We start from the raw sequence: 11,490 nt of genomic DNA on the forward strand, positions 1-11,490 counted from the left end.
TCGCCTGCGAGGGCACCATCGTCAAGAAGTGGGTCAACCCCGGCCCGACGATGGGCATCGAGTACCGCTGCGGCTAGGATTGATTCCGCCCCGCAGCGCCGCCCCGGGCCGATCGCCCGGCCCGAGGCACGTTGCGCGAGGCATCGCACGCGCCCGCTTCAGCGGGCGGCGGCATAAGAGAGAGGGAGGACCTTCGGGCCCTCCCTCTCTTTGTGTATAGACGCGCATTCGATCATCCAGCGAGATCGTTTTTCCGCTCACGTCAGGGCTATTCATGGAGGTTGAAAGGCTTTCGGCTGCTGCACGCTTCCGTCGTTTGCGTGCGCGATCAAGTACGGCACATGCTCCCGAACGCGACCTACGGTTGCGTGTCTCCGCAATCGGGATCATCCGCGTGACCCCTGCGCAAAAAGAACCGCCTCCCGCTTCGTGAGCTGCAGTTGCAGTCATGAAGCCGGGAGGCGGTTATGTGTAAACCGGTTTTCCTAGCAGGGGCTTTCTGAGCGGGAAACCACCGGGCCCGATTATCGGCCGGTGTTGCAAATACGCTGCTAGGCGTTCTTGTCGTCGTCGGAGCCGGTGCGATTGATGTAGTCGATCAGCTCGGAGCGCTTGTGGATGCCCACCTTCTCGTAGACGTGGCGGATGTGGGTGTTCACCGTGTACGGCGAGATGACCAGCTTCTTCGCCACGTTGTCCGTGGTGAAGCCGCGGGCGATGAGCATGACGATCTCGGTCTCGCGTGCCGACAGCGAGAATTCGGCGGCAAGCTCTTTGATGCGATGCTCCTGGCTGGATTCCGTTGCCGGCGGCGCCATGAGCTGGGTGATGTTGTACTCCTGGCGCACCAGCGGGATGATGACGGCCGCAAGGATGCACACGAATATCAGCGATGTGGGATCGGTTGCCACCTTGGCGAACGCGGGGTTCGCCTCGTAGTAAAGCGCGATGGCGTTGCCCACGGCGATGCCCAGGCGGATGAACGCCCCGCTTAAGCCGAATGCCAAGCCGATGGGCACGTAGCCCTTCACCCCCAGCACGCCGAAGTACATGATCAGCAGCACTTCGAAGATGGACACGGCGGCCAGCACCACGAAGAACGAGGGAACGAAGAACCTTTCGCCCATCAGGAACAACGCGAACGAGGCGATGGCGATGATGATAAGCCACGGGAAGGTGCGGTAGATGTTCAGGCGGTCGTTGGTCAGGCCGCAGATCACGCCGATGATGCACAGCAGGGTTGCGCCGCCGATGGAGCCGAACGTGAAGGCGTACTCGCCATACGGCAGGTTCTCCCAAGGGATGATGGCGACCAGGAAATAGCAGGCAACCGATGCGACGAACGTGGTGCCGCACACCACGATCATGGGCTTCAAGGCGCGGTTTGCGGTGCTTTTCGGCAGCAGCGTGGGGTAGGGCATGTCCTTGGCGATGGTGGTGCCGCGCGCGAACAGCAGGCCCGCCGCAAGCGGCATAAGCGAGATGAATACCGAGGAGACGCCGGTGGGAAGGACGAAGCAGATCAGCGAGCACACGAGCGTGACCAGGCCGACGGTGGTGCCGATGTAGGAAACGGAGAACGACGTCTTCGTGCGCGAGTACAGCTCGCCCCACATGATCCATAGGATGGCGTTCGTGATGCCGACCACTGCGGCAAGCGCGTATGCGATAAGGTCGGTGGGGAACGAGAATGCGAACAGGGTGAGCGCAAGCGTGGAGATGACGGCCGCGGCGGTGGCGGTCCAGAGCATCCACGGGATATCGCAAAGGCGGCGCTTCCTTCCCAGGGCGAAGGCGATGACGATGAAAGAGACCGCGGCGGAGACGAGCGCGATCAGCCACGACTGCGTCACGCAATCGTCGAGCAGCTGCGCGCCGACGAACGAGTCGTGCAGGAACCATAGATTGTAATGCCACGCAAGCAGCAAGGCGAAGCCGACGAACCTGCGGGTTGGGTGGTCGGGCGAGTTTATCTCCGATTCCACCTTCTCCGGCACAAGCTCCTTGATATTCATGTGCGTTAACCCCCTCTAGCGCATGTTGAATAGCACGTTGAACAGCTAGTGGACAGCCCCTCATATTGCAATCGGATGGGTACATGACCCGAAGCTTTGATTGTATCGTTTTCCTTAAAAAATTCGAGTATATTTCGGTAACGTATGCCAATTGTTGATGGGTTTCCCGCAGATGATGCTGCTTTATGGATGCCGCTGCTCTTTTTAGGCGGCCCGTGATGCCAGCCTTTGGCGTGTGGTTTTGGCCAGGGAAGCAAAATCGCGAAATATGGCACAGATTGCAAGTTTTCCGAATCGTGAAAGATTGCGTTCGCGTCAGGTGTTGCGATGAGCGCGAAAAACTCATCGGTGGCTACATTTTCTGGGACTAAACAGCAGCCAAGGCATTCATTAGTCGCAATGCGATTTGGAAAACTCGCAATCTGTGCCAGAATCGGCCGAAAATCTTCCAATGCGAGGCAGGAAACCTACGAGGCGAGGCTGGAAGCCTCTCAGCATCGCCTGCGTCTACGGCGCAGTCGATCGCGGTTGACTGAGAGCGCGCATACGTGCCGCCGCCCTCGGGCTCTTTCTTCCGCATCTGACGTGCGGTGCAAGTCGCAAAGCCCCATGCTGCTCGTGTGGATTCCGTACGGCTGGATGGAGAAAGTCAATCTGTAGACTACAATAGTCAACCAGTAGACCAATCCGAATGGAGGCAAGATGTTGCCGGAGGAATTCTCGAAGGAGATGTGGAACTGCTGGCGCGACGTTTCGGTCGCGTACAGCACGTTCGCGAAGAATATGGGCGTCGACACCAGTGAGCTGTACGTTGTCGACGCCCTATGGGATGAGCCCGAAGGCCTTTCGCAGCGGGCGATTTGCGAGGTTTGCGACATGGGCAAGCAGACGATCAGCGCCATTTGCAAGCGTCTGGCCGCGCGCGATGTCGTGATCGCGCGGGCAAGCCAGGTCGACAAGCGCGAGCGGATTATGACGCTCACCGACGAAGGGCGCGAGCAATGGCGCCTGCCCGTCGAGCGGATGCGCGAGCTTGAGATGAAGGCCGCCGCCGCGATCAGCGCCGACGAGGCTGCGCTGTTCGTCAAGGTGGTCAAACTGTACGCGAAGACGTTCCAAGAGGAGGTGCAGCGATGAGCCCGTATGCGCTGCTAGGCTTGTCGGTGCTTTTCGAAGCGTCGGCACGCTTTTGACCACGCTCGTCGGCATCGTCGTATGGGATGACCCGTTTTCCATTATCGTGGGAATCGGCATGATCGCAGTGGTGGCGGGCATAGCGCTGCTCAGCAAAGGAACCCAAGAAGCCGAGGAAGTAGCTGCGGCAGAAACAGCAGATGCGACTGCCTAGCCTGGACGCTTCGGGGACGTGTCGTTATGCGTCCGGAATGCGCAACATTGCATCATGGCGTTCAGGAATAGACAAGCATCCAAAGCAAGGTATGTGGCAAAACGTGGGGTCGAAGCGTTATCTTTAGAGTTCGCGAAGGGGGTTTAGCCGTGATCTTCTACTTTTCCGCAACTGGTAATTCGCGGCATGTTGCACGGCGGGTTTCAACGGCAACGGGGGAGGAGCTGATTTCGATAGCCGAGTGCGTCAAGGAAGGTCGATATCGCTTTTCCGCAGATGGTGACGCCTTCGGCATCGTGAGCCCGACGTATGCCTGGGGTTTGCCCATCATAGTCCGCGATTTCTTGCAGCAGCTGACGATCGATGGGAACCCGGGTTATGTTTGGTTCGCTGCAACCTATGGGACCACGCCGGGGCAAACCGGTCGATTCGCTGACGATATCATGCGAAGGAAAGGCCGTCCTTTTGACGCGTTCTTCAGCGTGAAGATGCCGGATACATGGACGCCCATGTTCGACTTAAGCGACCCTGCGAAGGTTTCGCGCATCAATCGAGATGCGGAGCAGGAGATTGATTTCGTGATAGGGAAGGTGCAAAACCGCGAGCGCGGGGATTTCATGCGCCGCAAAGCCCCAGTTCTCGCCGCGAAGCTGGTTTACGCCTTGGAATATGACTCAATGCGCAGGGCCCGCCATTTCGCTGTTGAGGATTCCTGCGTTGGCTGCGGATTATGCGCGAGGAAATGTCCCGTGGCCGCTATCGAGATCTGCGATAGGAAGCCTGTGTGGACGAAGGATCGCTGCGTGATGCGCCTAGCTTGCCTGCATCATTGCCCGAAGTTCGCTATCCAATACGGAAACAAAACCAAACGCCACGGGCAATATACGCATCCTGGCGCTTAAAGGGGGCGAAGAGTTGTCCGTCTTGGTTCTGAGCGGAAGTTTCCGTACCCGGACGAACGGCGCCACATCCCTGAAACGTCATTCGTCCGGACACATAACGCTACGTCCCCGAAGTGGCACGGGCAGCTAGAGGACCACTTCGGGGGAGGCGCTGGTGGACTTGCCTTCTATGCGTTGCTTACATTCGTATGCGATTCCCACGGCGGGGCCTACGTGCACGCCGATGACGGGGCTTGCGGGAACCACCCTGGCCTTGAACCCGATAAGGGGGTTGATGACCTCCTCGGCCCACTTCTCCGCTGGGATCTTCGAGCCGATGTAGTGAACAACCAGGTTCTTCAGCCCGTAGGCGGCAACGTCCTCTTCGAACAGCTTGACGATCTTCGCCATGGCCTTCTTCTGCGAGCGGGTCTTCGCCGCCGTTGCCGCCTCGCCGTCTTTGACGGTCAGGATGGGCGTGATGTTGATGACGCCGCCGATCAGGGCCGCGGCTTTTCCGATGCGTCCGCCCTTCTCAAGGAACCTCAAGGATTCCGGGGTGAACAAAAAGCGCGAGGAGTGCAGGCTGTCCTCGACTGCGGCGGCGCAATCTTCCAGCCCCAGCCCTTCTTTCGCCGCTTTTGCGCCCGCAACCACGGCGTGGCCCAGCTCCATGCAGTTGGTCATGCTGTCGATGGCGGCGAATTTGAACCCGGGGTGCTCGGCGGCAACCTCCTTCGCGATGCGTAGGAAGGTTTCGAAGGTGCCGGACATCTTGCTGCTGATGAAGACGCCGAGCGCGTCGTCGCCGTCGGCCTGGATGCGCTCAAGCGCGTTCCGAACGTCTTGCTGCGAAGGCTGGCTTGAGGTCGGGATGTCGTCGATCATCTCGTAAATGTCCTGGTAGAAGGCGTCCAGGTCGGTTTCTGCCTCGACGTAGCTTTGTCCCGTGCGGTTGATGATCAGCGAGATCACCTCGATGCCGAGGTCGTTCCTGACATCAACGGGGATGGATGACGTTGAGTCCGTGATGACGCGTACCATGGGATGCCGCCTTTCGCCTGCGTGCGGTTTGCCGACCCTCCCCCAAGATGGGCGCAGGCCTTCGCGCAGCCTTGAAGCGAGGCCGTCGAAGGTCGGTGCGATCCTTTCCGCCCGCATATCGGGACGGGCCGTATCTTGAGGACTTGCCGATTGAATCTGCCGATTTGTGAATTCGATTACCAGCCCATCATAATAGAGGACGGCGGGAGAAGACCAGGGGAAGGCCCAAGGTGATGCCCTGTTGATAGCATCGCAACCGCGATTTCCCCCAGACCGCAGGATTTTGGGGAGCATCTGCCGCGGTCGCCCTCATCGTGGTCATCGTGAACGTGGCGTTCTGGAGCGTGAAGCCGCTGTCACGGGAATAACAGGTCGTTGCCGAAACGCCGAGGGCGGCCGCATATGCGCTATTCTTCGCATTAGCGAAATCCAAGGGGTAGGGCGGCCTGAGGGCCGACCTACCCCTTATCATGCTTTCGGTTTGCGATATCGGCCCAGGTGGCCGGGCGAAGGAGTTGAACAGGGTGGAGGACGTGTCGGGGGTCGGCAAGGCCGTGCGAAGCCTTTCGCGCTACGTTAAGGAGAATCGCACGCTGGTGGTGACATCGGTGTGCGCCATCGTGTTGGTGATGCTGCTCGAAGACGTGCTCGACAAGGAGAACATGAAGCTCGACGCGGCGGCGTGGTGGCTGCTCGGCGAGCAGCTGCGCCAACCGTGGCTCACGCCCATCATGGAAAGCTTCTCGGCGCTGGCCACTCCGGTGACGTTGCTGGTGGTGCTCGGCATCGCTGCAGCGTTCACGCCGGTCAAGCGCCCGGGCTGGTGCAACGTGCTGAACTTAGGCCTGGTCGTGCTGCTGAACCAGGCGATGAAGTTCGCCATCCAACGCCCGCGCCCCGATGTGCTGCGGCTGGCGGACGCATCCGGGTTCAGCTTCCCCTCGGGGCATTCCATGGCTGCGATGGCCGTTTTCGGCCTGCTGGCGTGGTGCGTGTGGCGCTACGAGCGCAACCCGCGTCGTCGCATCGCGCTGATGTGCCTGTTCGCGCTGGTCATCGTGATGGTCGGCATAAGCCGCATCTACCTGGGGGTTCATTACGCCAGCGACGTCCTGGGCGGCTTCTGCGTCTCGACCATCTGGCTGGTGCTTTATACGAAGGTCATAGCCCCGGCCCTCGGCCTTATCGAGTAAGGTGGTCGGCGCATCCTTTCGCCAAGTCCCTCGATGCCCCCTTCCCGCTTTGTGTGGTTTCCATGCTTGATTGGGGACAAAGGTCAAACAATAGACTAAACAGTCAATGGTTAGACTACTATGACCGGTCGTCAGTTCGACTCGAAACACCGTCACGACCGTAAGAGGAATCAAAGGCATGGATGTCCTTTCGCAACATTTCACGAAAAGCAAGCTATTGAAATACACGTTGCCGACCATGGCCATGATGCTCGTCAGCTCGGCATACGGCATCATCGACGGCCTGTTCGTCTCCAATCTGGTCGGCAAAGATGCGCTGGCCTCGATGACCATCGTCTTGCCGTTCACCGTTATCCTGTCTGCGTTGGGCATCATGATGGGCTCGGGCGGCAGTGCGGTCGTTGGGCAGCTTCTGGGCGCCGGCGACGGGAAGGGCGCGAATCGCGCGTTCTCGCTCATAGCCTGGACGACGTTTATGGCTGGCGTGGTTTGCTCGGTTCTGGGCATAGCCTTCATGGATAAGGTGGTCGTGCTGCTTGGCGCGTCTGCCGAGATGGCGCCTATGGCCGCAACGTACGGCAAGATCGTCTTCCTATGCCTGCCGATGTTCATGCTCACCTATGTGTTCGAGATGTTCTGCTCCGTGGCGGGCAAGCCCGGCTTCGGGTTCCTGTCGTCGCTTACTGCGGGCGTGGTTAACATCGGTTTGGATGCAGTGCTCATGGGCGTGTTCGGCATGGGGATCGAAGGCGCCGCCACGGCAACCTGCATCGCCGAGTATTCGTCGGCAACGCTCATGGTCGTCCTGTTCGCACGGGGCAAGGTCGGCGTTTTGAAGCTCGTGCATCCTCGTTGGGTGCACGGCGTGCTGTCGCGCTCGATCGTCAACGGCGTTTCCGAGATGGTTGGATGCGCTGCCATGTCGGTGGTCGCTGCAGCGTATAACCTGCAGCTTATGAACCCGTTCGGCCCCGACGGCGTTGCCGCCTATGCGGTCATCGAGTACGCGTCGATGCTGATCGGTGCGGCGCTCGGCGGCCTTACCGAGGGCATGGCGCCGCTGATGAGCTATCGGCACGGTGCGGGAAACAACCACGAGAAGCGCAGCTTGTTCGGCAACGGCGCCACGCTTACGGCGGCGATGGGCGTTGGAGCGTTCCTTGCTGCTCAGCTTCTGGCGCAGCCGCTGGCATTCGCATTCACGGGCTACGATGGGGCGCTGATGGCGTTGGCAGTCCACGCGTTCCGCGTGTACAGCATCGCGTTTCTGCTGATGGGTGTGACCTATTTCGGCTCGGTCATGTTCACGGCGGTCGAGAACGGCAAGATCTCGGCGTTGATCTCCTTCGTCCATACGTTCGTCTTCGAGCTCGGTTCGGTTATCTTGCTGCCCGTGGTCTTCGGTGCGGACGGCATCTGGTGGTCGATCATCGTGGCGGAGACCGCTGCCAGCGTCCTGACCATCGGCCTGGTGGCGCGGCACGCAAAAGGCTACGGCTGGCGCTAAAGCGTGCAGCTGCAGGGGTCGTGGCATTTCGCAAAGGCCCCTGCGATGTTGTTGGCAGTCGCGCCCATTTCGCTTGCGGTTGCGTTCGCTCTGGTATCCGCCGCACTCCCGTTCGCGCTCGTGGTATGCGACTTCTGGACGGTTTCGCAGCAAATGAGCCCCGATTTTGACATGGTCCCCAGGGTTCTGGGCGGTTTCCCGCGGGTGTTGTTCGCTGCCGGCATTGCCGACCTGGGGAAACGCCGGCGCCCTGCGGCCTTCAGGGCTGATTCCGCCTGCAAAACCGCCCAGAAGTTATCGGTGGGGCTCGCGTGCACAAGGTACGGGCAAGGCAAGGCTCGCTTTACTGCCAAGCAAGTTGCGGGCGGGGCTCGTGCGCAACTTGCTTGGCACGCGATTGATGAGCGACAGGTTGTTTCCCTGCGCGGGTGCTGTCGGGATTATTCCCCCAACGCACCTTCCGCGGCTTTAACCAGAAACGCCGTCGCTCCTTTGCCGCACGGCTCGTCGTAGTATGAAACGAATCGGGGGTCTGCCAGATAGCCGCGCACAAGTCCCAGGTAGATATCCCGTTCGGGCTCGGTTCCCCATTGCAGGCCGATCCAACGGCGATGTATCTGCACAAGCTTCGCGGCCTCGATGCCGGTTGCATCGCCATCGCTCAGCGCGATGGAAAGCTGGCCCAGGATGGCCTTTTCCAGCTCTTTCATATCGTTCCAGGTGGCAGGGTCCATGTCGAGGATTCTTTCGTTCATGGCATCAACGGCCTCGTTGCCATATCGTTCACGCGCTTCCGCTCCGTAGCGTTGCTCGTTTTCGCGCACGGTGCGCCAGCGCTCAAGCTGAGGCAAAACCGCGCCCATGAGCGAGACCGCCTCGTCAAGCGTCATGCCCGTGTTCTTCGCCAGTCGCGGCGCGCAATCCTCGATCATGGCTTCCATGGTGGTCTCATAGGTGTAGCCGCCACGGTCGTAGCACCACTTGCAGTAATGGTCGGTTTTCTGGCCGGTGGCATCGGTCCCGCAATCGTCGGGCGTAAGGTACATGCCGCAGCTTTCGCAATAATGCTCGGGCATCTCCAGCAGATGCGCCAGCGGCTCGCCGGTGACGGCGGCAATGAGCTTCATCATGTCGATCCCAGGTGTGACCTCGCCGCGCTCCCAGCGGCTCACGGCTTGGCGGGTGACGTAAAGCTTCTCGGCAAGCTGGTCTTGCGTGAGGTTGTGCGCGCGCCGTACGGCGACGAGTTTTTCTGCGAAGGCCACGAGTGCTCCTCTCGGCGGGGTCGTTTCGATGACATCAGCATACGCGCAAGGGGACGTTTGTCCTAGCAACGGCTGGTTGCGCTTCGGCACCTTACCCGCACGCCGCAACAATCGCGGTGCCCGCCACGATAAGCGCTAATCCGATACCCGCGCGCTTCGAAAGCCGTTCGCCGAACACGATCGCGGCAAAGGCGATGGAAACCAGCAGCGACAGCTTGTCAACCTGAACCACCACGCTGACCTGACCCATCTGTATAGCATAGTAGTAGTACAGCCACGACGCGCCGGTGGCAAGGCCCGATGCGGCAAGAAACGCAAGCTCGCGTCGGTTCGCGCCCCTGACCAGCCCCGTCTTGCCCTTGCCTGCAACGATCGCCCACGTCATGGCAAGCACGAACATCGTGCGGATGGCGGTTGCCAGGTTGCTTTCAACGCCTTCGATGCCCACCTTCGCCAGCACCGAGGTTAGGGCGGCGAAAACGGCGGCGGCTAAAGCGTAGGCGATGCTCATGCGGTAGTCGCGGTCGTTCGCGCCGTTCGCGTCGCTCGATTTCCTCTCGATCATCAGAAACGTTCCCGCAGTTGCCACGGCGGTGCCGGCAAGTCGCAGGCCCAAATCGCCGGTTTCGTTGAACAGCACGATGGAAAGCACGACGGCCATGAGCGTGCTCGACTTGTCGATGGGCACCACCTTGTTGACGTCGCCGACTGAAAGCGCCTTGAAGTAGCAGATCCACGACCCGCCGGTCGCCAAGCCAGACAAAGCAAGGAACAGCCACGACTTCGGCGAGATGTCGCCGATGCTCCCTGCTGACCCGACCACGGCTACCATCACCCAGGTGAAAACGGCCACAACGCAGGTGCGAAGCGCCGTGGCAACGTCGGAATCGATGGTTTTGATGCCGCATTTGGCAAGGATGGAAACAATGCCCGCGAACAACGCGGACGCAAAAGCCGCGACAAGCCAAAGTTGCAAGATGCGCCTCCAGAAACGGTTGACCAGCAGCCTCCATTATCGCCCGAAGCACACGCTCGCGCCACCGTCGGAAAAGCGTCTTCTCTTGGTGAGGCGAAACGTGGTAATGTGAAGCAAGCCGGATGCGAATAGCGACTGCGACCGCCGTGGCCGCGGCGCTGCATCCAAGGGAGGCAAAAGGCCTCAAACGAACACACCTTAGGGGATGTCTTTTTGGTCATTGTTCTTTAGGGAACGGTTAATCGCATAGCGTTTCGAAGAAGGCCGTAACAAGGCCCTGCGTTATTGCGCCGTTCCTCACCTGTTTGAAATATCGTCTCAATCCTCAACGAACAGGAACAACAATGAACAACTTCCCAAAAGCGAACAGCTTCGACATCAATCTCGTCCGCTCAAAGATCATGGGGCCCAACCCGCTTAAGCTCTGCGAGGAGCTGCTTCACGATGCCAATCTCGCAAAAGGCTCGCGCGTATGCGACCTTGGATCTGGCGCCGGCATCACCAGCGTGATGCTCGCGCGCGAGTACGGGTTCGGCGTTTACGCCGTCGACCTGTGGAGCGACCCCGCCGAAAACCGCGCCTTCTTCCGGCAGATGGGCGTGCCGGATGGGCAAATCCACCCCGTTAAGGCCGATGCTGCGAAAGGCTTGCCGTTTGAACACAGGTTTTTCGACGCAGTGGTAAGCATCGACTCCTACAACTATTTCGGCCGTGATCCGCGGTATCTCGGCGAAAGACTTCTTCCTTACGTGAAACCGGGCGGGAGGATCTACCTCTCCATCCCCGGCATGGTGCGCGATTGCCATGATGAGCTGCCGGCGTGCCTGCTTGCCTCGTGGACTCCCGAGCAGCTTGAGTACATGCACGATATGGCCTGGTGGCAAGCTATGATCGGCAAAACGCCCGGCGTGGTTATCAAGGATATGCGCCAGATGACGTGCACGCGCGAGGCGTGGGCCGACTGGATCGCCTGTGAAAACGAATACGCTCGCGGTGACAGGGCGGCCGTCAAAGCGGGCGCGCTCGACTACCTGAACACCATCGCGGTCACGCTGGTGAAGGGCTAAACAAGGCGGTGAAAGCGGGACGGCGGGCGCAAATCGCCTGCCGCCCCGCATGCGGCCTTTTGCGTTGCGCCAGTGCGTGAGCGGCGAAGCGGCGAGTGGCATAATGCCGCTCGCCGCGTCGCGTGCAGTCTTGGACGTGTCGTCAGCGCATGGGGGGCGAGCGACGATGGATCGCTCGCCCCTTTCTCGCTTCG

General features: G+C 60.1%; 10 protein-coding genes. 6 read left to right on the forward strand and 4 right to left on the reverse strand.

Translation table 11 applies throughout. The features are described 5' to 3' along the window. Nucleotides 1–551: 551 nt before the first annotated feature. Entirely contained in the window at nt 552–2,015 is a 1,464-nt protein-coding gene (locus Q0H50_RS05800; protein ID WP_294420414.1) for a helix-turn-helix transcriptional regulator, read from the reverse strand. 702 nt (nt 2,016–2,717) lie between these two features. On the opposite strand from Q0H50_RS05800, the gene Q0H50_RS05805 reads away from it, so the two are divergent. The 3 genes from Q0H50_RS05805 (at nt 2,718) to Q0H50_RS05815 (ending at nt 4,265) form a co-directional block, all read left to right on the forward strand. Beyond that, the gene (locus Q0H50_RS05805) at nt 2,718–3,152 is read left to right on the forward strand and encodes a helix-turn-helix domain-containing protein (RefSeq protein ID WP_294420416.1); all 435 of its coding nucleotides are present in this window, start codon (nt 2,718–2,720) and stop codon (nt 3,150–3,152) included. Nucleotides 3,153–3,204: 52 nt separating this feature from the next. After that, nucleotides 3,205–3,363 (forward strand): hypothetical protein, encoded by a 159-nt coding sequence (locus Q0H50_RS05810; protein WP_294420419.1) that lies wholly within the window; start codon nt 3,205–3,207, stop codon nt 3,361–3,363. Nucleotides 3,364–3,512: 149 nt separating this feature from the next. Beyond that, nucleotides 3,513–4,265 (forward strand): EFR1 family ferrodoxin, encoded by a 753-nt coding sequence (locus Q0H50_RS05815; RefSeq protein WP_294420421.1) that lies wholly within the window; start codon nt 3,513–3,515, stop codon nt 4,263–4,265. A gap of 126 nt (nt 4,266–4,391) precedes the next feature. Here Q0H50_RS05815 and Q0H50_RS05820 read toward each other — a convergent pair whose 3' ends face one another. Next, nucleotides 4,392–5,288, reverse strand: coding sequence for a DegV family protein (locus Q0H50_RS05820; protein WP_294420423.1), 897 nt, complete (start codon nt 5,286–5,288; stop codon nt 4,392–4,394). 524 nt (nt 5,289–5,812) lie between these two features. Between Q0H50_RS05820 and Q0H50_RS05825 the strand changes: the two genes are divergently transcribed. Together Q0H50_RS05825 and Q0H50_RS05830 are read left to right on the forward strand one after the other, a co-directional pair. Continuing rightward, nucleotides 5,813–6,481 carry a phosphatase PAP2 family protein gene (locus tag Q0H50_RS05825; RefSeq protein WP_294420425.1) on the forward strand — a complete coding sequence of 223 codons (669 nt, stop codon included), beginning with the start codon at nt 5,813–5,815 and terminating at the stop codon, nt 6,479–6,481. Between the two features lie 217 nt (nt 6,482–6,698). Beyond that, entirely contained in the window at nt 6,699–7,988 is a 1,290-nt protein-coding gene (locus tag Q0H50_RS05830) for an MATE family efflux transporter (protein WP_294420427.1), read from the forward strand. 440 nt (nt 7,989–8,428) lie between these two features. Here Q0H50_RS05830 and Q0H50_RS05835 read toward each other — a convergent pair whose 3' ends face one another. Together Q0H50_RS05835 and Q0H50_RS05840 are read right to left on the reverse strand one after the other, a co-directional pair. Further along, nucleotides 8,429–9,253 (reverse strand): TipAS antibiotic-recognition domain-containing protein, encoded by an 825-nt coding sequence (locus Q0H50_RS05835; RefSeq protein ID WP_294420433.1) that lies wholly within the window; start codon nt 9,251–9,253, stop codon nt 8,429–8,431. Between the two features lie 91 nt (nt 9,254–9,344). Continuing rightward, nucleotides 9,345–10,229 (reverse strand): EamA family transporter, encoded by an 885-nt coding sequence (locus tag Q0H50_RS05840; protein ID WP_294420435.1) that lies wholly within the window; start codon nt 10,227–10,229, stop codon nt 9,345–9,347. 344 nt (nt 10,230–10,573) lie between these two features. Between Q0H50_RS05840 and Q0H50_RS05845 the strand changes: the two genes are divergently transcribed. Beyond that, nucleotides 10,574–11,296, forward strand: a complete 723-nt coding sequence (locus tag Q0H50_RS05845) for a methyltransferase domain-containing protein (RefSeq protein WP_294420438.1) — start codon at nt 10,574–10,576, stop codon at nt 11,294–11,296. The last annotated feature ends 194 nt before the right edge of the window (nt 11,297–11,490 follow it).

Source organism: uncultured Senegalimassilia sp. (genome assembly GCF_934632265.1).
Classification (GTDB): Bacteria; Actinomycetota; Coriobacteriia; order Coriobacteriales; family Eggerthellaceae; genus Senegalimassilia.

Coding starts and splice junctions, on each gene's coding strand:
- Q0H50_RS05800 (WP_294420414.1), bottom strand. CDS start 2,015: ATGAATATCAAGGAGCTTGTGCCGGAGAAGGTGGAATCGGAGATAAAC.
- Q0H50_RS05805 (WP_294420416.1), top strand. CDS start 2,718: ATGTTGCCGGAGGAATTCTCGAAGGAGATGTGGAACTGCTGGCGCGAC.
- Q0H50_RS05820 (WP_294420423.1), bottom strand. CDS start 5,288: ATGGTACGCGTCATCACGGACTCAACGTCATCCATCCCCGTTGATGTC.
- Q0H50_RS05845 (WP_294420438.1), top strand. CDS start 10,574: ATGAACAACTTCCCAAAAGCGAACAGCTTCGACATCAATCTCGTCCGC.